At 75.8% G+C, this 22,565-nt stretch carries 20 protein-coding genes; 10 read left to right on the top strand and 10 right to left on the bottom strand.

Features of this window, described 5'->3' with window-relative positions:
* Positions 1-70 precede the first annotated feature (70 nt).
* Together AB0P35_RS09095 and AB0P35_RS09100 are read right to left on the bottom strand one after the other, a co-directional pair.
* On the bottom strand, positions 71-1,060 hold the full coding sequence (locus AB0P35_RS09095; protein ID WP_363508447.1) for an ADP-ribosylglycohydrolase family protein: 990 nt from the start codon (positions 1,058-1,060) through the stop codon (positions 71-73).
* Positions 1,057-1,770, bottom strand: a complete 714-nt coding sequence (locus AB0P35_RS09100; protein ID WP_363508450.1) for an SMI1/KNR4 family protein — start codon at positions 1,768-1,770, stop codon at positions 1,057-1,059. The genes AB0P35_RS09095 and AB0P35_RS09100 overlap by 4 nt, the downstream gene beginning before the upstream one ends.
* Before the next feature lie 282 nt (positions 1,771-2,052).
* Here AB0P35_RS09100 and AB0P35_RS09105 point away from each other — a divergent pair, with 282 nt between their 5' ends.
* Positions 2,053-2,244, top strand: coding sequence for a hypothetical protein (locus AB0P35_RS09105; RefSeq protein WP_363508453.1), 192 nt, complete (start codon positions 2,053-2,055; stop codon positions 2,242-2,244).
* 42 nt (positions 2,245-2,286) lie between these two features.
* On the opposite strand, the gene AB0P35_RS09110 is transcribed toward AB0P35_RS09105, so the two are convergent.
* From AB0P35_RS09110 to ligD, 4 genes are all read right to left on the bottom strand, one after another.
* The gene (locus AB0P35_RS09110; protein WP_363508456.1) at positions 2,287-4,497 is read right to left on the bottom strand and encodes an ABC transporter permease; all 2,211 of its coding nucleotides are present in this window, start codon (positions 4,495-4,497) and stop codon (positions 2,287-2,289) included.
* Positions 4,494-5,234 carry an ABC transporter ATP-binding protein gene (locus tag AB0P35_RS09115; RefSeq protein ID WP_363508459.1) on the bottom strand — a complete coding sequence of 247 codons (741 nt, stop codon included), beginning with the start codon at positions 5,232-5,234 and terminating at the stop codon, positions 4,494-4,496. Before AB0P35_RS09115 ends, AB0P35_RS09110 begins: the two co-directional genes overlap by 4 nt.
* Positions 5,235-5,296: 62 nt before the next feature.
* Entirely contained in the window at positions 5,297-5,635 is a 339-nt protein-coding gene (locus tag AB0P35_RS09120) for a hypothetical protein (protein ID WP_363508462.1), read from the bottom strand.
* A gap of 257 nt (positions 5,636-5,892) precedes the next feature.
* Positions 5,893-6,789, bottom strand: coding sequence for a non-homologous end-joining DNA ligase (ligD, locus tag AB0P35_RS09125; RefSeq protein WP_095876127.1), 897 nt, complete (start codon positions 6,787-6,789; stop codon positions 5,893-5,895).
* Between the two features lie 32 nt (positions 6,790-6,821).
* Between ligD and AB0P35_RS09130 the strand changes: the two genes are divergently transcribed.
* Positions 6,822-7,835, top strand: coding sequence for a Ku protein (locus AB0P35_RS09130; RefSeq protein WP_363508466.1), 1,014 nt, complete (start codon positions 6,822-6,824; stop codon positions 7,833-7,835).
* 70 nt (positions 7,836-7,905) lie between these two features.
* Here AB0P35_RS09130 and AB0P35_RS09135 read toward each other — a convergent pair whose 3' ends face one another.
* On the bottom strand, positions 7,906-9,300 hold the full coding sequence (locus AB0P35_RS09135) for a hypothetical protein (RefSeq protein ID WP_363508469.1): 1,395 nt from the start codon (positions 9,298-9,300) through the stop codon (positions 7,906-7,908).
* Positions 9,301-9,575: 275 nt separating this feature from the next.
* Between AB0P35_RS09135 and AB0P35_RS09140 the strand changes: the two genes are divergently transcribed.
* Positions 9,576-10,685, top strand: a complete 1,110-nt coding sequence (locus AB0P35_RS09140; protein WP_363508590.1) for a molybdopterin-dependent oxidoreductase — start codon at positions 9,576-9,578, stop codon at positions 10,683-10,685.
* Positions 10,685-11,089, top strand: a complete 405-nt coding sequence (locus tag AB0P35_RS09145; protein ID WP_363508472.1) for a hypothetical protein — start codon at positions 10,685-10,687, stop codon at positions 11,087-11,089. Before AB0P35_RS09140 ends, AB0P35_RS09145 begins: the two co-directional genes overlap by 1 nt.
* A 57-nt stretch (positions 11,090-11,146) precedes the next feature.
* On the opposite strand, the gene AB0P35_RS09150 is transcribed toward AB0P35_RS09145, so the two are convergent.
* Entirely contained in the window at positions 11,147-12,019 is an 873-nt protein-coding gene (locus AB0P35_RS09150; protein WP_363508475.1) for an S-methyl-5'-thioadenosine phosphorylase, read from the bottom strand.
* 220 nt (positions 12,020-12,239) lie between these two features.
* Here AB0P35_RS09150 and AB0P35_RS09155 point away from each other — a divergent pair, with 220 nt between their 5' ends.
* Both AB0P35_RS09155 and AB0P35_RS09160 read left to right on the top strand, forming a co-directional pair.
* On the top strand, positions 12,240-12,974 hold the full coding sequence (locus tag AB0P35_RS09155) for an alpha/beta fold hydrolase (protein WP_363508478.1): 735 nt from the start codon (positions 12,240-12,242) through the stop codon (positions 12,972-12,974).
* A 198-nt stretch (positions 12,975-13,172) separates the two neighbouring features.
* A complete protein-coding gene (locus AB0P35_RS09160; RefSeq protein ID WP_363508481.1) occupies positions 13,173-14,963 on the top strand; it encodes a hypothetical protein in 1,791 nt (596 codons plus the stop codon).
* A gap of 19 nt (positions 14,964-14,982) precedes the next feature.
* Here AB0P35_RS09160 and AB0P35_RS09165 read toward each other — a convergent pair whose 3' ends face one another.
* Complete coding sequence (locus AB0P35_RS09165; RefSeq protein ID WP_363508484.1) at positions 14,983-16,257, bottom strand: sigma-70 family RNA polymerase sigma factor; 1,275 nt, start codon at positions 16,255-16,257, stop codon at positions 14,983-14,985.
* A 12-nt stretch (positions 16,258-16,269) separates the two neighbouring features.
* The gene (locus AB0P35_RS09170) at positions 16,270-16,620 is read right to left on the bottom strand and encodes a YciI family protein (protein WP_095876133.1); all 351 of its coding nucleotides are present in this window, start codon (positions 16,618-16,620) and stop codon (positions 16,270-16,272) included.
* A 199-nt stretch (positions 16,621-16,819) separates the two neighbouring features.
* Between AB0P35_RS09170 and AB0P35_RS09175 the strand changes: the two genes are divergently transcribed.
* The 4 genes from AB0P35_RS09175 (at position 16,820) to AB0P35_RS09190 (ending at position 22,554) form a co-directional block, all read left to right on the top strand.
* A complete protein-coding gene (locus tag AB0P35_RS09175; protein ID WP_363508488.1) occupies positions 16,820-18,313 on the top strand; it encodes an MFS transporter in 1,494 nt (497 codons plus the stop codon).
* A 574-nt stretch (positions 18,314-18,887) separates the two neighbouring features.
* Complete coding sequence (locus AB0P35_RS09180; protein ID WP_363508491.1) at positions 18,888-20,150, top strand: phenylacetate--CoA ligase family protein; 1,263 nt, start codon at positions 18,888-18,890, stop codon at positions 20,148-20,150.
* Positions 20,147-21,412: an MFS transporter gene (locus tag AB0P35_RS09185; protein WP_363508494.1), complete on the top strand. Its 1,266-nt coding sequence runs from the start codon at positions 20,147-20,149 to the stop codon at positions 21,410-21,412. Before AB0P35_RS09180 ends, AB0P35_RS09185 begins: the two co-directional genes overlap by 4 nt.
* Positions 21,409-22,554, top strand: coding sequence for a GNAT family N-acetyltransferase (locus AB0P35_RS09190; RefSeq protein ID WP_363508497.1), 1,146 nt, complete (start codon positions 21,409-21,411; stop codon positions 22,552-22,554). Before AB0P35_RS09185 ends, AB0P35_RS09190 begins: the two co-directional genes overlap by 4 nt.
* The last annotated feature ends 11 nt before the right edge of the window (positions 22,555-22,565 follow it).

Raw genomic sequence — 22,565 nt, forward strand, 5'->3', positions numbered from 1 at the left:
CGAGGGCCTTTCCGACAGGGGCCACCGTATTTCTCCGCGACCGCCGTCGGTCGCGGAGAAATACGGTGGATCAGTGCCAGGTGTCCAGGCGGTGGGCGAGGTCGAGCAGTTCGGGCAGGCGGAGGACGCGGCCGGCTGAGCCGGGGAGGGGGACGTGCAGGGGTTCCGTCCAGCGGTCGGGGACGGCCGCGAGGCCGTACACCGCTCCGGCGAGGGCGCCGGTGACGGCGGCCACCGTGTCGGTGTCGCCGCCGAGGTCCACGGCGGCGCGCAGGGCGGCCTCGAAGTCGGAGGTGGTGCGCAGTGCCCAGACGGCGGAGCCGAGGCAGGGCCAGACCGCGCCGTTGAACTCGGTGGCGAGGCTCGGGTGCCAGTCGGGGGCGAGGACGGTCGCGTAGCGTTCCCGGTGTTCGGGGTCGACGGCGGCAAGGGTGTCCGGGAGTGCGACGAGCGGGTCGTCGCCGTCCAGGGCGGTACGGACGAGATCGTGCAGGACGGCGGTGCCCTCCCAGGCGGCCCGGTCCCCGTGGGTGAGGGCGGCGATCCGGCGAGCGGCGTCCATGGTGGCCTGCCGGCCGGCCCGGGCGAAGCGGACGGCAGAGGTGGCGGCGCGCATCAGTGAACCGTTGCCCGCCGCACGGAGGTTGGTCTGGAAGTGGATGGCGGCCGCCAAGTCCCAGGGCAGGCCTCCGGTGAGGACGTCCTCGGTCTGGATGCCGATGTCCTTCGGTCCGGAGGCTGCCCAGTGCCGGAACCGGTCGAACATGTCGGGCAGGTCCAACGTGCCCTGTTCCACCAGGGATTCGGCGACGAGCACCGCCATCTGGGTGTCGTCGGTGGCCTCGCCCGGCTCCCAGCCACCCCCGCCGCACATCTCACCGCCGGCGCCGGGTGCCGGGAAGCGGGCGGAGAATGCCCCGGCGGGCCCGAACTCGAAGGGCGCGCCCAGGGCGTCGCCGACCGCCGAGCCGGCCACCGCTCCCGCGGCCCGGGCGGACCGGTCGGCCCGGGCGGTGCGGGCAGTGCGGTCGGCGCGGCCCGGGCGGTCGGCGTGGCTCATGCGCCGTCCGCGTTCAGCCAGTCACCGGGGAGGGTCTTGCGAAGCTCCGCCAGCGCCTCGGGCGTGCGGGCCCTGGCGTACAGCAGGCCGCCGCCGTCCGCGCGGAGCAGTACCTCGTCCCCGGCGAACCACCGGCTGCCGTCCGGTGCGGCGAACACCGGGTAGTCGGGGAAGGGCAGTTGGACGTACTGCTGCTCGACCGTGCGGAGCGTCTGGTCGAGCGGCTCGAGGAGGTCGCTGAAGTCCTCGGCGGTGTGCAGGGACTCGGAGAGGACGAGTTCGAGCAGGGCGACGGAGAGCCGGTCCAGCCAGGGCTGCCAGCCTTGGCCGCTGGTGTACAGCACGGCCGGGTCGGGCCGGTGCAGTTCGTCGAGCCCGAGGCCCCAGGAGGCGGCGCCCTGGTTCTCGTGGCGGAGGACCAGCACCCGCCCCTCTTCGTCGAGGTGGAGTTCGGCCGGGCCGAGCAGCACATCGTGCCGGGCGGTGAGGTCGGTGCGGCGGCCGAACAGCCCGTACGCCTCGCGCAGCGCCGCGGGCAGCCGGAGGCCGAGCCGCTCCTCGGCGGCGGCCAGGTCGGCCTCCGCCCAGCCGTCGCCGTCCCCGAGCGGAGCGGCCCAGTGCTCCGCGAAGTCCTGCACGAACCACCAGGCCGCAGCGCGGTCCTCAAGACCGGCCGCGACGCCTTCGACGAGATCGAACCCCTGTGTCATACCCCGGACCCTACCGGCCGGTTCCGACGGGCCGGCACGGACCGGGAAACCGGGGCGACAGCCCGTCAGCGTGCGTGGCAGTCTGGCCGGATGGACAACGAGGAGTGGGTGAGGATCTTCACCGTCGAGAACGCGAGCGGCCTGCCGCGTCCGGGGTTCGCCTTCGCCGTTTGACTGCGCGACCACGGCATCGACTGGTGGCCGGTCGACGAGCGGGACGTCCGCTGCGACCTGGCCTGCGGGCCCGACCGCGAACTGGGCCGCTGGCGCGGCTTCGTCACCGTGTCGGTCCGGGCCGGCGCCCTGCGCCCGCTGGGCCTGCACCCGGACCAGCCGACCGCCCGTGCCCACCCGCCGCTCGCTCCCGACTGGTGGGGTTCCTGGACGCGCAGCCGGAAGGCGAACGTCCGGCGCGAGGAGGTCGCCGAGGCCCGGCGCCTGTGGGCGGACACCGGGCCGGGTGCCGACGGCTGACACCCGGAGCCGGTGCCGTGACGCCCGAGGGCGGGCGCGGCCTCAGTCGCCCGTAGGACGCCACCGGTCGGCCTCGCGGGCGGCGACGGCGCCGCCCCAGGCGGCCAGGACCGCCGCCAGAACTGCCACGGCGGCGGCGCACAGCGGCAGGGCGCGGTCCAGGAGGGCGGACGCTCCGGCGGAGGTGGCCGGCAGTGCCATCCAGACGCCGGCCGCGCCGCCGACCGCCCCGGCGGTGGCGATCGGGAGGAAGACGCCGATCACCGCCGTCGCGAGGTGGATGCGGCGGCTGCCGGTCAGCACCCCGATCCGGCCCAACGCCCGCCCGTTGCGGACGAATTCGGCGAGGCCGCTGGTCCCGGCCGCGCCGGCGACGGCCAGCACACCGACGACGCCGAACAGCACGATCCACCGCCCCTGGTCGGCGTTGACGTGCGCCGCGGTGAGCCATTCGCCGCCGATCGCGTCCACGGCGCCGCCGCCGGGCAGGACGTGGAAGACCGCCTCCTTGAACGCGGGGACGGACAGGTCGCGCCCGTCCGTGGAGACGAGGACGAGCTGGGTGCTGCCGCCCGCGCCGGCCGCCGCGGCGGCGTCGCCGACCCGGACCGTCCGCCGGTCGGTGGCTTCGCCGTACCAGCCGACCAGTTCGGCCACCCGGGGGTCGGCGGGGCGCACGCCGAGCGGTGCGTCGCCGCCGGGCGGCGCACAGTCGAGCCGGAGGGTCCGCAGGGCCGCGCAGTCGCCCTCGATCCGGAACTCGTGGCGGTCGGGGCGGCCGACCAGGGCCACCGCCGCCGCCCGGGCACCGGAGCGGCGGACGATCTCCGCGAGTTGCCCCGGCGTGGGCGGGGGCGAGGCGTCGAGCACCAGCGCGCTGTCGCCGATCCTGTCCCGGGTGGCCTGGGCGGCACGCGCCGCGTCGCCGAACTGTCCGTACCAGACGATGACCTGGACCAGCAGGCAGACGGCGACCAGGACTCCGGACACCAGCCGTGCGGTGGCGGCGGGGGCGGCCGCGGCACGGCTGCCCGCCACGATCACCGCCGGCCGTCCGGTGCGCCGCCCCAGCCGGGCGGCCAGCCTGCCCCAGGCCGCCGCGCCGACCGCCACGGCGGCCGGCAGCGTGAGGACGGCGCCGGCCACCCCGCACCAGTTGACGAGGACGTACGGCGGTGTGCCGGGCCTGCACAGGTCCGGTCCGCGTACCGCCACCAGCAGCATCACGGGGCAGAGCACGGCCAGGCGCGCGGGGCTGCCCGGCAGGGCGACCGGACGGACCCGCCGGCCGCCGCCCCGTCCACCGGCGGCCCGCGCGAGGGCCGCCGTCAGTGCGCACGCCCCCAGGACGAGTGCCGGCCCGGCGGCGACGGCGGCCGCGAGCAGCGGCCACCAGGCGCGGAGGTCTCCCGCGGCGAGCCGGAAGCCGACGAACGGCACGGTCGTGTCGGCCGCGGCCGCCATGGTCACGGCGGCTGCCGCGAGCAGCCCGCCGGCCAGCACGGCCGGGGCGGCCTCGCCGAGCGCGACCAGCGCGCGGTCACGGCGGCCGCCGCCGAGGACCTCGATCAGTGCGATCCGGTCGTCGCGGGTCCGCGCGCCGATCCGGACGGCCAGCAGGACGAGGACGGCGGCGGGCAGGAGCAGCAGGCCGCCGATCATCACGGCGAACGTCCACTCCGGCCGCGCCCGCAGGCCGTCACCGGCCGCCGAGGCGTACGGGTCGCCGAATCCGGCTGCCGCAAGGGGGCGTTCGGCGGGGATCCGATCGTCCGCGGGCCGGATCCAGGCGAGCTTCTCGCCGGGACCGGCGAGGCCCGCGGGCGCGACGGTGCCGGCCGTCGTGCCGTACCGGGTGGTGATGCCCTCGGTGCGGCCGGCCTCCCGCAGCGCCGGGGAGAGGAAGGCCTCGCCCGGCCGGGGCCAGCGCGGCAGGCCGGGCGGCGGCGGGGCGTCGGGCCGCAGCGGGACGACCAGGAACAGCACGAACTGCCGTCCGGCGACGGAGTCCGAGTCGGCGCGCCAGAGGAAGGCGGCGGGTGCCCCGGCGGCGGCCGGCACCGGGGAGCGTGCCACCTCGCGCTCGCTGCGGCCCGCGTAGGTGGCGTGGGTGGCCGCCAGCGCGGCCAGCGCGAGCGCCAGCAGCAGTGTGGCGCAGCCGAGCGCGACGCCGCGGATCCGCCCGGCCTCGGCGAGGCGGCCTGCGCGGCGGCCGATGCGCAGGAGGTGTCGGCGGTGTCCCGTCCTCCTCATGCGGTGGTGCTCCCCGCGCTGCGGCCGGCCGCGCGGCCGTGGACCGGGTCCGGCCGGAGCAGGCCGTCCGCCAGCCGCAGCACCCGGTCGGTGCGCCCGGCGAGGGCGAGGTCGTGGGTGACGAGCAGCAGGCCGCAGCCGCGCCGGGCGGGGACGGCCAGCAGCCGGTCGGCGACCTGGGCGCCGGACTCCTCGTCGAGGGAGCCGGTGGGCTCGTCGGCGAGCAGCAGGGCCGGTGCGTTGACCAGGGCGCGGGCGACGGCGGTGCGTTGGCGTTCACCGCCGGAGAGCCGGGCGGTCGGGCCGTCGGTGGGGACGCCGAGGTCGCTCAGCAGGGCCTCGGCCGCGGTGTAGGCCGCGGTCCGGCCGGTGCCGGAGAGCAGAGCCGCCAGTGCGACGTTGTCGACCGGTGACAACTCGGGCAGCAGTTCGCCGAATTGGAAGACCATGCCGATGTGGCGGCTGCGGTGGCGGGCCAGCTGCCGCCGGCCGAGGGCACCGATCTCCGCGCCGGCGACGAGCACGGTGCCGGAGTCGGCGGGTGCCAGGCCGAGGATGCAGGCCAGCAGGGTGCTCTTGCCCGATCCGCTGGGGCCGACGACGGCCACCGACTCGCCGGGGCGCACCGCCAGGTCGATGCCGCGCAGGAGGCGGCGCTCCCCTGCCCGGTGGTGCAGTCCGCGGATGTCGAGGACGGGCGGGCGGGGTTCGGGGCGGTCGCCGGGTGCGGTGTCCATGGGTCCTTGTCGCGCGGAGGGGTGCCACCGGTGGCGGCCGGGGCGGGTGTCGCGGCGGCCGGCTAGCGGTAGGTCCAGCCGGTGCAGGAGTCGGGGAAGAAGTCGATGGCGACGCAGGCCTGGATCTTCGTCACGTAGTGCGCGGTGTCCGTCCCGCTGTAGACCGTGGTGCCGCTGCCTGAGCTGTTCCGCAGTTCGCCGGAACCCTGGCCGCTGCGGGCGTAGTTGGCGTACACCTCCTGGCTGTCCGCCTTGGTGTCGGAGACGGCGAGCTGGCCGTTGCTGCCGTGGCTCCAGGCGTGGACGCCGGCGTAGTAGGAGTCCATGTCGGTCGCGAACGCGGGGGCGGCGGCGGTCAGTGCGGCGCCGCTGACCAGCAGCGCGAGGATCCTGCGGTTCATCGTTGTCCTCTGTCTCGGCGGCGGCCGGGCGCGGATCCGCGCGCGGCCGTCCGGGGTTCGGCGCCGCGAGCGGGTGCGCCCGCGGGTTGCGCAGGACGGCGCGGCGCGACATCGGGGGGTCGCGTGGGGCAGGGGTGGCGGCTCACGGGCAGGATGGAGCGCGTACGAGCCACCGGGCCCCGAGGATCATTGAACAGATGTGACGGGAAGTCAACCCTGAGTGACGGTGGGCCGGATGGGCCAGATGGGGCGAACTGTCAGCTGCCGCCCGGCAGTTCTGCCGCCTCGTCGAGGAGGGGGGCCAGCAGGTCGCCGTGGTCGGCGATCCGGGCGAGGACGTCCTCGGGGGTGAAGGCGAGGTCGGCCGGGGAGGTGCAGGTTTCGACCTCGTCCCAGCCGATCGGGGTGGAGACGCCGGGGACGGCGGTGGCGCGCAGGGTGTAGGGGGCGGCGGTGGTCTTGGCGGTGGTGTTCTGGGACCAGTCGACGAAGACCTTGCCGCGGCGCAGTGCCTTGGCCATCTTGCTGACCACGTGGCCGGGGAGGTCGGCGGCGAGCCGTTCGGCGAGGGTGCGGGCGTAGCCGACGACGGCGGAGGCGTCGCTGGGCCGGAGTGCGGCGTACAGGTGGAGGCCCTTGCTGCCGGAGGTCTTGGCGTGGGCGGTGAGGCCGTCCTCGGCGAGGCGTTCGCGGACGAGTCGGGCGATCCGGCAGCAGTGGGTGATGTCGGCGCCGGGTCCGGGGTCGAGGTCGATGACCAGCCGGTCGTGGGCGGCCGGGCCGGTGTCGGCGCTCCACTGCGGGACGTGGAGTTCGAGGGCGTAGCCGTTGGCGAGGGCCATCAGGGTCGGGAGGTCGTCGACGGTGACGCGCTCCTTGGGTCCTTCGTGGCTGTCGACGACCATGGTGCGGACCCAGTCGGGCAGGCCGGGCGGCGGGTTCTTGGCGAAGAATCCCTCCTCGCCGACGCCCGAGGGGAAGCGGAGCAGGGTGGCCGGACGGCGCCGGATGTGCGGCAGCAGGTGCGGCGCGACCTGGGCGTAGTAGTAGAGGGCCTGGCCCTTCGTCCAGCCGGTGGCCGGCCAGAGCACCTTGTCGAGGTGGGAGAGGACCAGGCGGCGGCCTTCGACTTCCGTGACCTGTCGCTCCGGCATACCGTGGTAAATCCCCATGAAAGGGACAGGTCATGCCACAGGTCACCTGGAAAGGTGTCATCACGTTCGGGCTGGTCAGCGTGCCCGTTCAGCTGTACGCCGCGACCGAGGAGCACAGCGGCCCGGCCCTGCACCAGGTGCACGCGAAGGACGGCGCCCGGATCCGCCAGAAGCGGTTCTGCGAGGCGGAGGGCGTGGAGGTGCCGTACAGCGAGGTGGCCAAGGGGTACGAGAGCCCGGACGGCCGCCGGGTGGTGCTGGACGAGGGCGACCTGGCGGAGCTGCCGCTGCCGAGCAAGAAGGTCATCGACGTGCTGGCCTTCGTCCCGGCGGACGCGATCGACCCGCTGATGTACTCCAAGGCGTACTACGTGGCCACAGCCGACAAGGCGCCCGCCAAGCCGTACGTGCTGCTGCGCGACGCGCTGGTGGAGAGCGGGCAGATCGCCGTGACCAAGGTGGCCATGCGGACCCGGGAGTCGCTCGCCGTCCTGCGGGTGCACGGGAACGCGCTGGTGCTGCAGACCTGCCTGTGGCCGGACGAGGTGCGCTCCGCGGAGGGCGTCGCCCCCGACGAGACCGTCTCGGTTCGGCCGCAGGAGCTGAAGATGGCCCGGTCGCTGATGGACACCCTCTCCGAGGACTTCGACCTCTCCGCGCTGCACGACGAGTACCAGGCGGCGCTGGAGGACCTGATCGAGGCGAAGCTCGCCGGGGTGCCGGTGCCGCACGGTGAGGAGGAGCCGGCCGGCGTCGGCGGGGACAACGTGATCGACCTGATGTCGGTGCTGCGCAGCAGCGTCCAGGCGGCGAAGAGCGGGCACGCCAGGTCCGCGGCGGCCGGACCGGCAGAGGCGGCGGCGGAGACGGCCGGGACGGCGCACGCGGAAGGCGACGAGCCGGCGACCGAGGAGGCCGCCGCGAGGAAGGCGGCCGCCCGGAAGGCCCCGGCGAAGAAGAGTGCCGCACGGAAGGCTCCCGCCAAGAAGACCACCGCCGCCAAGAAGACCGCGGCGAAGAAGGCGGCCCCCCGCCGGGCGTCCTGAGCGCGGTCGTTCGCCGGGCGAACCCGGGGCCCGGTCGCGTCGGGCGGGCCGGACCCCCGGAACCGCCACCCTAGGGGGCGCCCCGGGCAGCGAAACGGTTCTCCCCGCGGGGCTCGCGCGGCGTGCCCGTGGAGCCCGGCCCCAGCAGCCGCCGGAACAGCGCGCCGGTCAGCACCACGGCCGCGGCCGCCGCGTAGCAGGCCTGCTGGGCACTGCCGCCGAGCAGGTAGAGCGCCTGCCCGGCGGCCGGGACGGCGAGCCACTCCCAGCGGCCGTCCAGGGCGACGAGGGCGACCACCAGCAGCGCGTACCAGGGGTAGCCGGGGGCGGCCAGCAGCAGGGCGGTACCGGTGACCAGCAGCGCCCCGGACCAAGGCCGGGCCGGGTCACCGCGCCGCAGTACCCACAGCACGACCGCGAGCAGCACCAGGGCCGCCGCGTACGGTGCGGCGCCGCCGGGCAGCAGCAGCCGGGGAAGCCCGAAGCGGCCGCCCGGGTCCCGGTATCCCTCCTCCCGCAGGTAGCCGGGCAGGTACCCGAGCACGGCGGTGCCGGAGGCGAGCAGGTGGGGCAGGTAGGCGAGGGCGAAGGCGGCCAGCGCCGCCGCGGGCAGCAGCAGGTCGCGGGGGCGGGGCCGGCGGGCCAGCAGGCCGGACATCGCCCCCGGCAGGGCGAGGCCGGGCAGCAGTTTGACCGCGGTCGCCGCGCCGAGCAGCGCCCCGCCGGCGGCCGTCCGGCGCCACCGCGCGTCGGGAGCGCGCGCACCGGAGGCGGTGAGCAGCAGGGCGGCGGTCAGCAGCAGGGCGCCGAGGGTGTCGATGTGGGCGTCGTTGACCGCCCAGACGGTGATGCCGGGGAACCAGCCCCACAGCGCCGCGTGCGCCGGACGCCGGCGGGTGAGCAGCAGGCCGGTGGTGCCGACGGCCAGCAGGGCGCCGCCGGCCTGGGCGGTACGGATGCCGCCGCCCGCCGCGGCGAGGCCGCGGAACCAGGCCTCGGCGACCGGCGGGTAGAGGGTGTGCACGGCGGGCCGGTTGAGCCGGCTGCACTGGCCCGCGGCGGTACGACGCTCGTCCCAGCCGGTGCACGGGCCGGCCGGCGGAAAGAGGTCGGGCGATGCGGAGCGCAGCCCGGCGAGCGCCGGGTCGTCCGGCGCGTAGCGGTAGGGGCTCGTCCCGGCCGCCTGCACCCGGCCGTCCCAGAGGTAGCGGTAGGCGTCGTCACTGGTGCGGGGCGGGGCGAGCAGGCCGACCGCGGCGACCGCGACCGAGCCGGCCAGCACCAGGGCGGCGCGCCCGCGGCGGGGCGCGTACCTCAGCAGGGCGACGGCGAGGGCGAACAGCGCCAGGTCGGCGGCGTACCAGCCGTACAGCGGACGGGGGTTGCCGAGGGTGCCGCCCGAGGTGACGGTCAGCGCGAGGGCTGCGACCAGGGCGAACAGAGCGGGGAGAACGGCGAGGCGCACACCACCACCGTGCCACCCCGCGGTGGCTCCGAAGCGCCGGGCGGGGCCGCCGTACGCGTTCCGTAAGCCTTCGGAGCAGTGCGCGGACCGCCCGGCAGGTCGCTGCGGCTCGGGGCCCGCGGCGGCTGCGCCGTTCGACTTCCGTAAGCACGTCATTGGGGTCGGCGGGGGCCTGCGGGCGGTGTCATGGAGCGGTGGACGACGACACTACCGATCCGGGCCCCGTTCCCCGCCGCAGGCGGCTCGACCTGCCGTTGCCGGCCCCGCCCGAGGCGCTGCGGCGCGGGCCGCTCCGCGAGGGCACCTTCCGCTCGCGGCTGCACGAGCCCAGGACGGCCGTGGTGCTGGGCCGGTGGCTCGGCGCCGCCGTGCTGCTCTGCTTCCTGACCGGGCTGCTCAGCCATGTGCTGCAGCAGCCGCCCGGGTGGGTGGCCGGTCTGCTGCCCAGCCGGCCGGTGAACGGCTACCGGGTCACCCAGGGGCTGCACGTGATCAGCGGCACCGCCGCGATCCCGCTGCTCGGTGCCAAGTTGTGGACGGTCTACCCCCGGCTGTTCGAGTGGCCGCCCGCCCGCAGCGTGGCGCACCTGCTGGAGCGGCTGGGCATCGCCGTGCTGGTGGCGGCGATGCTGCTGGAGCTGTTCACCGGGCTGCTCAACACCGTGCAGTGGTACCCGTGGCCGTTCCCGTTCCGGCAGACGCACTTCTGGCTGGGCTGGCTGGCGACCGGCGGGCTGCTGGTGCACGTGGGCGCCAAGGCCCCGCTGATCGCGGCGCACTGGCGGCGGGTGCGGCCCGAACTCGCGGGCCGGCGCGCCTTCCTGGGGGTGGTGGCGGCCTCGGTGGCCGCGGTCACCGTCACCACGGCCGGGCAGACGGTGCCGTGGCTGCGCGCCCTGGACCTGTTCGCGCCGCGCCGCCCGGACATCGGTCCGCAGGGGCTGCCGGTCAACCGCACCGCCGCGCAGGCCGGCACCACGACCGTCCCCGCGGACTGGCGGCTGCAGGTCGACGGGCCGCACCCCTACTCGCTGAGCCTCCATGAGCTGGCCGAACTCCCCCAGTACGAACACGACTTGCCAATCTCCTGCGTGGAGGGCTGGAGTGCGTCGGCGCGTTGGTCCGGGGTCCGCCTGCGCGATCTGCTGGACCGGGCCGGGGCACCTGCGGACGCCACCGTCCGGGTGACCTCGCTGGAGGCCGACGGACCGTACCGCGTCATGGATATGCCGGCCGGCTACGCCCGCGACCCGCTCACCCTGCTGGCCCTGCGCGTCAACGGCGAGGTGCTCGCCGCGGACCACGGGTTCCCGGCCCGGATCGTGGCGCCGAACCGGCCCGGTGTGCTGCAGACCAAGTGGGTCCAACGGATGGAGGTGCTGTGATGCGGCGGGTGCTGCGCACGGCGGCCGTGGCCGCCGGGGCCGCGATGATCGGCTACGGGGTGTACGGCCTGCTCGCCGACCCGTACATCGGCGATCCGCTCGGCGTGCTGCGCTGGGCGGTCGGCGGCCTGCTGCTGCACGACGGCCTGTGGCTGCCGCTGGTCTGCGCGGTGGGGGCGGTGGCGGCCCGTAGGACCGCCGTCCGGGCCGCGCTCGCGGTGGCCGCGGCGGTGACGGCGGTCGCCCTGCCGGTGGTGCTGCGGGCGAACGACGACCACGGCAACCCGTCCGTGCTGCCGCTGCCCTATCTGCGCAACTGGCTGCTGGCACTGGCCGTGATCGCCCTGGCCACCACGGCGGCGGCCCTGCTCCGGCGTCACCGGCGGCGGCGCGGCCCGCGCTGACATGCCGCGGCGCCGGTCCACCCGTGACGGGTGCGCCGGCGCCGCGGCCGTCCGGGTCTATTCGGGGACGCCGGCCAGGCCGGTCTCCAGGCCGTCGAGGGCGTGCGAGCAGACGCAGTCGCGCGCCGCCGGGAGGTCGGCGAGCGCCTTGAAGAGGACGGTGCGCAGCCGGTCGACGTTGCGGGCGAAGACCTCCAGCACCTCGGCGTGGGTGACGCCCTCGCCGGTCTCCACCCCGGCGTCCAGGTCGGTCACCAGCGCCAACGAGCTGTAGCAGACGCCGAGTTCGCGGGCGAGGACGGCCTCCGGGTGGCCGGTCATGCCGACCACGGACCAGCCGTTGGCGGTGAACCAGCGGGACTCGGCGCGGGTGGAGAACCGCGGGCCCTCGACGACGACCAGGGTGCCGCCGTCGACCGGCTCCCAGGCGTTGGCGCGGGCCGCGGCCAGTGCGGCCCGGCGGCCGTCGGGGCAGTACGGGTCGGCCATCGAGACGTGCACCACCTCGGGCACCGAGCCGTCGGGCAGCGGCAGGCCGTCGTAGAAGGTCTGCACCCGGCCGAGGGTGCGGTCGACGAACTGGTCCGGTACCAGCAGCGTGCCCGGCCCGTACTCGGTGCGCAGGCCGCCGACCGCACACGGGCCGAGCACCTGCCGCACGCCGAGGGAGTGCAGCGCCCACAGGTTGGCGCGGTAGTTGATCCGGTGCGGCGGCAGGGTGTGCCCGCGGCCGTGCCGCGGCAGGAAGGCGACGGTGCGGCCGGCGACCTCGCCGAGGAAGACCGAGTCGCTGGGCGCCCCGTACGGGGTCTGCACGGTGACCTCGGTGACGTCGTCGAGCAGGGCGTACAGGCCGGAGCCGCCGATCACGCCGATCTCGGCCCGGCCGGGGGTGCCCGCGGCGGGCGGGGTCGAGGGGGCGTCAGGCATGGCCTCTCCTTCGGTGGTGACGGTCACTCGTCGAACGGCTGCCGCCGGTGCCACGACCGGTCGGCGCCCCCAACCCTACGAGCCCGCGGGCCGTCGGACCGGAACGGCGGCCTTACGGTCCGCGGACGGCTCCCGGCGGGGCGACCTGGGCGCCCCGGCCCGTCCTTACCTCCGGCCCGGGGGCCGCGTACAGTGACAGCCCCGGCTGACAGGAGTGACGGTGAAGGACGGACAGGCGGTGCCGGCGGCACCCGGCCACCGGGCGCTGGTGTGGCGCGAGCGGCCCGAGGCGCCCGATGCCGCGGTGCTGGTGCTGCACGGCGGCCAGGAGGCGGGTCTGCACCGGCCGGGGCCGGTCAACCTGCCGGGCCTGCGGATGCGGCCGTTCGCCCGCGCCGTGGAGAAGGCGACCGCGGGCGCCGGGGTCGCCGTCGGCGTCGTCCGGTACCGCTGCCGCGGCTGGAACGGCGACCGGGCCGACGCCGCCCAGGACACCCTCGCCGCACTGCAGGACCTCGCCGAGGAGCTCGGCCCGGTGCCGACCGTGCTGATCGGCCACTCCATGGGCGGTCGGGCCGCCCTGCGAGCCGCCGGGCACCCCTGCGTGACGGGCGTCGTGGCGCTCGCCCCCTGGTGCCCGGAGGACGAGCCCTGCGGGCACCTGGCCGGCCGCCGCCTGCTGATGCTGCACGGCGACCTCGACCGGATCACCGCGCCGGACGCCACGCTGCGCTTCGCCGCCCGGGCCCGCGGCGCCGGCGCGCAGGCCGCCGGCTACCGGGTGGCCGGCAGCGGTCACACCCTGCTCCGCCGCGCCGGCGACTGGCACCGGGCGACCGCCGACCTCACCGCCGGCCTGCTGGGCCTGCGTGCCCTCCCCCCGGACGTCGCCGCCGCCCTCGACCACCCGGCCTCCGCCGAGGGCGGCCTGCAGCTGGCACTCGCCCACCGCTGACCGCCGACCTTCCGGAGCCGTGCGGGAAAGCGCTGTTCGGCCTCTGGGCGCGGCCGCCGAACGGCGCTACGGTGTCCCGGCCGCCCCGCCCGCGCACCCCTCGGCCGGACCGGCAGCGCACGGCACTCCTGATGGCGCGCAGGTCGCCCCGACCGGGGCGGAAGGGCGGCAGCGATGGGTTCCGCGGTCTGGGCGAAAGTGACCGGTGCACTGGGCGGCAAGGCCGCCGTCGCGGCGGTGACCGGTGCCCTGGTGGTCACCGGGGCGGTCGGTGCCGGTGTGTGGTGGGCGGCGGTGGAACCGCAGCTGCAGGTCGTGCAGCGCAACGCGCAGGTGGCACTGGCGGCGGGCGGGCAGCAGACCGCGGTGGCGGCCTGCGCCGCCAACGAGACGGCGCTGGGCGGCGGTTACGCGGTCGACGGCGCCGGGTACGCCACCACCAGCGAGTTCGTCGGCAGCAGCGCCTGGCTGGCGGCCGCGTACAACCCCGGCAGTGCGCCGGTGACCCTGACCGTGTACGCCCTGTGTGTGAATGCGCCGGTGGAGTTCGCCCCGCGCGGTGCCTACACGCGGCGGGCCCTCGCCTTCCGGGACCGCGTGGACAAGGTGACCGCCGGTCACGACGGCGGGATCCGCGACCTGACGACGGACGGCCCCTGGGCCGGGCTGGCGGCCACCGCGCTGGGCACGGACACCTGCATCCCCGGATTCACCATGACCGGCATGGAGTTCCGGGCCGGCAAGGCCGTCGCCGGGCGCGGCGCGGCCCCGCTCCCGCTGGACCGGCTCTCCCCGCTCGACGGCTCCGGCACCGCCCCGTTCGCCTGGGCGGCCTCGGTCAACCCCGGGACGGAGCTCGCCACCCACACCTATCCGTTGCAGAGCAGCGACCTCGCCGAACGCCGGACCCGGATCGAGGACCCGCAGCCGCCGCAGGCCAACTACGCGGTCGACGTACGGGCGATCTGCGCCAAGCTGAAGGACGTCTCCGTGGTGACCGCGCAGGCGGCCGTGGCGGCCGGCGGCGCGGCCGAACTCACCGTGCACTGCCCGAAGAAGACCTTTGCGGTGGGCGGCGGATACGGCTTCACCGTGGCAGCGGCCAACGGCGGCACCCGCCCCCAGCCGTACTTCGGCGACGGCCTGCTGTACGCCTCGGCGGACGGGCCGGCGCCGGGCGGCTCCGGGCACGTGGTCAGGGAGTGGCACCTCACCGGCCGCAACGAGCAGGCGGCCGGCACCGAGTTCCGCAACTCGGTGTGGATCGAGCACAGCAGCCGCGAGGAGCTCACCGGCAACGGCTACTTCGGCTCCCGGGCACGCGGTGCGGACGACCAGGAGCTCCGCGGCGCCACCGTGCCCGCGAGCCAGCAGATCACCGGCAGCGCGATCTGCGGCACGGTCGACGCCCGGCCCACCCGGCCGGGCCCGGCGGTGCCCGCGCCGACCCCGGCCGTGTCGCCGCCGGCCTGGGACCTGCCGTCCGTGCCGGGCCTGCCGGCCTCGCCGACGGCCGGGCCGCCCAGCCCGTCCGGGTCGTCCGCCTCCGCGTCCGCCGCCACGCCCTCGGCCGGGCGCTCGGCCACCGGCGGCGCCTCCCGCACCCCCGGCGCCACGCCGCGCCCGGGCAGCAGCAGCGTCACCGCGCCCGCGCCGGGCGGCAGCACCTCGGCGCAGCCGCAGCCGCCGGCGGTCTCCATCACCGAACCGCACCAGGGCGGGACACTCCGCCGCGGCTGCGAGGAGGCGTTCACCGGTACGGCCCGCACCCGGCCGGGCGACCGGCCGATCACCGATCCGCAGCACATGCTCTGGCAGATCACCGGCCCGAACGGTCCGGTGACCGTCGGTACCGGCAGCTCCGGGCGCTTCACCGTCCCCCTGCTCGCCGACGGTGACTACACCCTCGTCCTCACGGCCACCGACCCCGGCAGCGGCCTCGTCGGGTACGCCCGGACGGCTGTCCGGATCACCGGCTGCCTGCGCTGACACCCGAGGGCTCCTGCGCTCACGCCGGGCCCCGGGCGTCCAGCTCGCTCAACCGGTCGGCCAGGAAGTCGCGTTCGACGGTGTTCGCGGTGAGCATCAGCGCCTCCTGGTAGGCCAGCCGGGCCTCGGCCATGCGGTCCAGGCGCCGCAGGAAGTCGGCGCGGGCGGCGGCGAGATAGCCGTAGCCCGCCAGTTGCGGTTCGGCGGCCAGTGCGTCGAGTGCGGCGAGGCCGGCGGCCGGGCCGGCGGCGAAGCCCACGGCGACGGCCCGGTTGAGGGCCACCACCGGCGACGGCCAGATCTGGACCAGCAGGTCGTAGAGCGCGACCACCTCGCGCCAGTCGGTCTCCTGCCAGCTCGGCGCCTCCGCGTGGACGGCCGCGATGGCCGCCATCAGTGCGAAGCGCCCCGGCGGCCGCGGGCGCAGGGCCTCACGGACGAGGGCGAGGCCCTCCTCGATCTGCCCGTGGTCCCAGCGCCGCCGGTCCTGCTCGGCGAGCAGGAGCAGCCGTCCGTCCGCGGCCGACCGGGCCTCGCGTCGGGCGTCGGTCAGCAGGATCAGGGCGAGCAGTCCGGCGGTCCCGGCGTCCTGCGGCAGCAGGGTGCGCAGCATCCGGGCGAGGTCGACGGCGCGTTCCACCAGGTCGCGGCGGACGAGGTCGTCGCCGGCGGGGGCGGTGTGCCCGGTCGTGAAGACCAGGTGGACGACGGTGAGGACGGCGTCGATGCGTTCGGGCAGTTCGTCGGCGGGCGGCACCCGGTAGGGGATGCGCGCGGCGGCGATCTTCTTCTTCGCGCGGGTGATGCGGGCGGCCATGGCCGGCTCGCCGAGGAGGAAGGCCCGGGCCACCTCGGCGGTGGTCAGGCCGCAGAGCAGCCGCAGGGTGAGCGCGACCTTGGCCTCCTCGGCGAGTGCCGGGTGGCAGCAGGTGAAGATCAGCCGGAGCCGGTCGTCGGGAAAGTCCTCGCCCTCCCCGGCCGGCTCCGGGACGGGTTCGTCCGGCCCGGGGCCGGCGGAGCGGTCGAGCAGGAGCGGCAGCGCCCGGCGCAGGGTGGCGCGGCGGCGCAGCTCGTCCGTGGCCCGGTTGCGGGCGGTCGTGGTGAGCCAGGCGCCGGGGCGCCGCGGGATGCCGCGCTCGCCCCACACCGTCAGTGCCTTGGCGTAGGCGTCCTGCACGCACTCCTCGGCCAGGTCGAGGTCACGGGTGACGCGCGCCGTCGCGGCGAGCACGAAGGCCCACTCGTGCCGGTGCGCGTCCGCGACCGCGGCGGCGACCGCGGGGTCGGTGGCCATCGGCAGCCACCGTCAGTCGAACACCCGGACGGGCCGGACCTCGACGCCGCCGCCGAAGTGGACCGGGACCTGCTTGGCCAGGGCGATGGCCTCGTCCAGGTCCGCGGCCTCGACGAGGTAGTAGCCGCCGAGCGCCTCCTTGGTCTCGGCGAACGGCCCGTCCGTGACGGCCAGGCCGCCGGAGCCGTCGGGGCGGACGGAGGTGGCCGTCTCGGTGAAGTGCAGGGCGTTGGCCCCGAGGATGGCCTCCGCGTTGCGCTCCTGGAACGCGAGGTGGTCCTTGAGCGCCGCCTCCCACTCCTGCGCGGAGACGGCGGCCACCCGGGCTTCCTCCCGGTAGACCAGGATCAGGTACTGCGCCATGACGCGATCCCTTCTCGATCGGGCCCGCCGGCCGGGCCCTCCCGTCATGCCGACGGTCGGCGCCCGCCCGGATCGACACCTTTCCCGGGCAATTCTCCGTCCTGGGACGTTTTCCGGCGGTTCCTGTCGATCCGTGGCCCGGTCGTCCGTCGGTCCAGTGAGACCGATTCCGGCACCCGATCCGCAAGGAGCGCATCCCATGCCCCCCGCAGCCACCCCGCACGCCCCCGGGCCCCGTGCACCGGCCGCCGGTCGGCCGCACCAGACGTGGACCCTGGTCCTGGCGTCCCTCGGCCTGTTCATGGTCGCCCTCGACACCCTGGTCGTCACCACCGCACTGCCGGTGCTGCGGGTCGACCTGGGCGCGAAACTCACCGATCTGGAGTGGACGGTCAACGCCTACAACCTGTCCTTCGCCTGCCTGCTGCTGACCGGGGCGGCACTCGGCGACCGGTTCGGCCGGCGGCGGATGTTCGCCGTCGGACTCCTCGGCTTCTCCGCCGCCTCGGCCGCGGCCGCGCTCTCGACGTCCGTCGGCGCGCTGATCGCGGCCCGGGCGGTGCAGGGCGGCTTCGCGGCGATCGTGATGCCGCTGACCCTCACCCTGATCAGCCAGGCCTTCCCCGCCGAGAAGCGCGGGGCGGCGATCGGGCTCTGGGGCGGCATCGCGGGCCTTGCCGTCGCCGCCGGGCCGGTGGTCGGCGGCGCCATCACCGACGGCCTCGACTGGCAGTGGATCTTCTGGCTCAACGTTCCGATCGGGCTCGTGCTGGCCCCGCTCGCGCTGCGCCGGCTGACCGAGAGCTTCGGCCCGCGGCCCCGCCTCGACCTCCCCGGACTCGCCCTGGCCGGAGCCGGGTTCCTCGGCCTGACCTGGGGGCTCGTCCGGGCGAACACCGTCGGCTGGGGCAGCGCCGAGGTGGTGCTCTCCCTGCTGGCCGGAGCGGCGCTGGTGGCCTGCTTCCTCGCCTGGCAGCGGCGGACCCGCTACCCGATGCTTCCCCTCGGCCTCTTCCGTCTGCGGGGCTTCGCCACGGCGAACGGCGTCAGCTTCTTCATGTACGCCTCACTGTTCGGCGCGCTCTTCCTGATGTCGCAGTTCCTGCAGGTCGGGCTCGGCAACTCGCCGCTCGCCGCGGGCCTGTGGATCCTGCCGTGGACGGCGACGCCCATGGTGGTCGCCCCCATCGCGGGCGCCCTCTCGGAGCGGTGGGGCAACCGGCCGTTCATGGCCGCCGGCCTGACGCTGCAGGCCGCCGGGCTCGGCTGGGTCGCCGCGATCGCCGACCCCGGCATGGGCTACGCGCAGCTGAGCATCGCCCTCACGGTCGCCGGGGTCGGCACGTCGATGTGCTTCCCGACCGTGGCCAACGCGGTGATGGGCGCCGTCCCGCCGCAGGAGGCCGGGGTCGCCTCGGGGGCGAACAGCGCGATCCGTGAACTCGGCGGAGTCTTCGGCGTGGCCGTGCTCGCGGCCGTGTTCACCGGCCCCGGCGTCTACGGCACGCCCGACGCCTTCGTCGACGCCTTCCGGCCGGCCCTGTGGGTGGGCGCGGCACTCGCCGCCCTGGGCATCGTCTCGGCGCTGCTCGCACCTCGCCGGACGGCCCCGCCGACGGACGCGGGCCCGCAGGCCGCACCACGGCCGGTGCCGGCCGGACGGTCCGCGGTCGCAGCGCGGTCCGACGGGTGACCGGAGGACCGGTCCTGCCGGACGCGGCCCGGAGCACGGCTCCCGGGCCGCGTCCGGCCATCCCGCCGATCGGCGGAGGCCTCACCCGCCGAATGGCGGGTGGCAATTCCGGCATCCGCACCGCAATCCGGCGGACGCACCTGAAATGTTTCTCCTTCAACTGCAGAATGTGCGAGAAATCCGGCCGCCCACAGCGGAACCGCGTTGCACCTGAGACGTAACTCACCACCGCATTCCGGTCGGCCGGAAAACCGCTGATTGAGGCTCAGGCAGCGCTCTCACGGCACCCCCGGGGATCTCACATGATGGAATCCGAAGGCGCATGAAGGTGCTAGCCTCTGTTTCATCGAACGGGAGGCCCCGCACTCCTCACTTCGTGTCAACTGCCTGACGATCCGCGCGCATCCGGACCAGCGCGGCCCGACGATCGATCGTTTCCGATCCAGTGGCCGCCGCCGGGTACCGGTGAATTCCGAACTCCGCGGACTGTCGGCCCCCTTCGCGTCCGACCATTCGGGCGAGGTCGCCACGTCGCGATCTCGCTCCACCCTCGCATGCCTCAAAGCAGGAATCGATGCCCGTTCACCCACCAGCGGAACTCATCCGCTTCGTCCGCCGCAATTCACCCTTCTATGCCGAGCTGTACTCCGGCCTGCCCGACCGGACGGAACGGCTGACCGATCTACCGGTCGTTCCGCAGGCCGCGTTCTGGCAGGCGAACACGCCCCGCGGCAACCGGCTGCTGACCGGCCCGCTGGAGGAGGCCGTGGTCTTCAAGAGCGGCGGCACCACCGGCTCGCCGAAGTTCTCGTACTACAGCCGGGACGAGTGGCGGGAGTTCACCACCTCGTTCGGCGCCGGGCTGGTCGACGCCGGTCTGCGGCCGGGTCACCGGGTCGCCGATCTCTTCTACGCCGGTGACCTGTACGCCAGTCACACCTTCGTCCTCGACGCGCTGCACCGCTCGCCGGTCGCCAACGTCCGGCTCCCGATCGGCGGAGCGGCGCCGCTGGAGTCGACCGCGCGGACCCTGGAGCAGTTCGGCGCCGAGGTGGTGGCCGGCACCCCGACGACGCTGTGCGCGCTGGCCGACCACCTCCTCACCTCCGGCCTCGAACTCCCGCACGTGGAACTGCTGCTGTTCGGCGGCGAGGGCCTCTACCAGGACCAGCAGCCGCTGTTGGGCAAGGTGTTCCCCAACGCCCGGGTGTCGTCCATCGGTTACGCCGCCGTCGACGCCGGGCTGCTCGGCCGCCCGGTGCCGGGGGCGGACACCCGGGTGCACCGGGTGTTCGCACCGGAGACGGTGGTGGAGATCCTCGACGACCACACCGGTGAGCCGATCACCCGGGAGGGCGTGCCCGGCCGCGTCGTGGTGACCGACCTGCGGCGGCGGCTGATGCCCGTCCTGCGCTACCCCGTCGGCGACCGCGCGGAGTGGACCGACGCCGCCGCCGGGCGGTTCCGCATCCTCGGCCGGGCCGAGGAGGGCGTCCGGGTCGGCCCGGTCTCGCTCTACACCCAGGACGTCCTCGACCTCGTCCGGACCACCGACCCGGAAGGCCGCATCGCCGGCGTGCAGTTGGTGGTGCGCCGCTGGGACGGCCGGGACGGGCTGGTGCTGCGCCTCGCCTACGACGGCAACCCCGCCGGGCTCGCCGAGCTGTCCGCGTCCGTGGTGGCCGCGCTCCACGCGGCCCGTCCGCTGTACCCCGAGGCGGTCACCGCCGGCCACGTCCACCCGCTGTCGGTCGACTGGGTCCGCCACCACGAACTCGCCGTCAACACGCGGACCGGCAAGCTGGTCCGCGTCCTCGACGAACGGCCGCACTCGTGACGGCCACCGGGGCGGCCGCGCGCCGCCTGCCGCTCGTCCTGCGCAACCGTCGCTTCGGCGCCGTCTGGGCCGCGCAGGTGCTCACCCAGGCCGCCGGACGGATGTTCCAGGTCGGCGCGGTGTGGTGGCTGGTGGGCTACGCCGCCGGCGCGGACCGCGGGCTCGCCTCCGGCCTGCTGCTCGCCGTCGGCACGCTGCCCGCGGTGGCGCTGGCGCCACTGGTGTCGGCGCTCGTCGCCCGCTGCCCGCACCGGACGGTGCTCGGTGCCGCGGCCGCCGTCGCGGGCCTGGTCGCCCTCGGCACGGCCGGCTGGACGTACGCCGCGGCGCCGCCGATGGCGGCCGTGTACGGCACCGCCCTGCTGCTGGCGGGCTGCCAGGCGATCTTCGACCCCTGCCTGACCACCTCCGTCCCCGACCTCGTCGAGGACGCCGACATCGAGGCCGCGACCGGGTTCGAGCTCGCCACCCAGTCCCTGGCCGGGCTGGCCGGCGGGCTGCTCGGCCCCTTGGTGGTCGACGCGGCGGGCCTGGGCGGCATTGTCGCCGGATGCGCCGGCGCCTACCTGCTGGCGGCCGCGCTGATCGGCGCGACCCGGTTCCCCGCGACGGCCGCTGCCGAGGGCGGTGCGAGCGCCGAACGGCGGCCGCTGCGGCGCATCCTGGCCGGTCTGCCCTTCGTCCGGCGGGTGCTGCTCTGCTTCACCGCGGCGAACCTCTTCACCACCGCCGTGTTCGTGGTGATGCCGCTGTACACCCGGGCGGTGCTGCACGCCGACGGCTCGACCGTCGCCGCCCTGGAGGCGGCCCTCGGGCTCGGCACCCTGGCGGGCTCGGCCACCGGCGGCCGCCTCCCGGGCGCTCCGACCGCGGTCGGCGCCGGCTGCCTCGGCCTGATGGCCGCCGCACTCGGCCTGCCCGGCCTGGCCGCCGGCCGGATCGCGGCGCTCGCGTCCATGGCGGTGGCCGGCTGGTGCGTCGGCGTGATCGGCGTCCGCTTCGTGGCGCTGTTCCAGCGGACGGTGCCGGCCGAGGACCGGCCCGGCTTCTTCGCGGTGATGCAGGCGCTGCTCGGGGCGACCTTCCCGGTCTCCTCGCTGGTCTTCGGCCTGCTCGGCGACCATCTCTCGCCGCGCACGCTCTGCCTCGTCCAGGGGCTCGGCGTGCTGCCGGTCGCCGCCGCGCTGTGGTGGACGGGCCGACGCGAGCCGGCCCCGGCCCACGAGGTACCGGCCCCGCAGCCGGTCGGGGGCGCGCGATGACGGTGACGATCGCCCCCGCCGCCGCGCAGGACGTCGCGCAGCTGCGGCAGCTGTACTTCGACGTCTACGGCCACGGCTACCCGGTCGCCCTCGGCAGCGACCCCCGGGAGATGCGCCGCCTGATCGCCGACCCGCACACCCACTGGCTGACGGCCCGCCAGGAACGCACCGGTCAGCCGGTCGGATCCGTCGCGGTGCAGACCGACCCCGGCAGCCGGATCGGCAAGCTGGTCGGTCTGGCCGTCCACCCGGAGCAGCGGGGCGGCGGACTGGCCGGGCGGCTGACCGCCGCGGTGTGCCGGGACGCCTTCGCGACCGGCGCCCTGGACTCGGTGTACGCGACCGTCCGGGTGGTCACCCCGGGCCCGCAGCAGGTCTTCGCCCGCAACGGATTCCAGGCCCTCGGCCTGCTGCCGAACGCGGTCGAGGTGGCCGGGTGCGAGAGCCTCGCGCTGTTCGCCCGGCACGCCGACGGCGTACTGGCCCGGCGGGAGACCGTCGACGCCGTGCCGGGTGCCCTCGTCCCGCTGCTGGAGGCGGCCGGCCGCAGCACCGGCCTCGACCACGGCCGCCCGCTCGCCGTGGACGGCCCGTCCCGGCCTGCCGGGCCGGGAGCGCCGTCGACCGCGCCGATGGAGCTGGTCACCGCGCCCGGCTTCGTCCGCCGCCGCTTCCTGGAGCTGTTCCCCGACCCGGCGGAGCGGTTCTTCCCCCTGCACGTGCCGAACGCCGTCCTCACGCCGCCGGACGGCGCGTTCGAGGCGTACGCCGACCTGGACCCGGTCGCGGCGAGCTGCTCGCTGGTCGCCGTGCACCCGTCGCCGGCGGCTGTCGCGGGGGCGCTGGAGCCGCTGATGGCGGCCGTCACCCGCGCGGGCGCCGACTACGTCGAGACGCTGCTGCCGCTGGCCGACACCGCCGCGCTGCACGCCTTCCTCGCCGCCGGGTTCATCCCGAGCGCCGTCTACCCGGCGATGCGCCGGATCGGCGAGCGGTTCCACGACTACGTCGTGCTGTCCCGGACCAGCCGTCAGATCGACTTCCGGACCACGGCCGTCAGCGACCGGCTCCAGCCGTACCTGCTGGCCTACCTGACCGCCTGGACCTCGACCTACCTACCCCTTCCCGAGGTTGCCCCGTGACCGTCCATCCC

Source organism: Kitasatospora sp. NPDC085879 (assembly GCF_040686255.1).
Taxonomy (GTDB): Bacteria; Actinomycetota; Actinomycetes; order Streptomycetales; family Streptomycetaceae; genus Kitasatospora.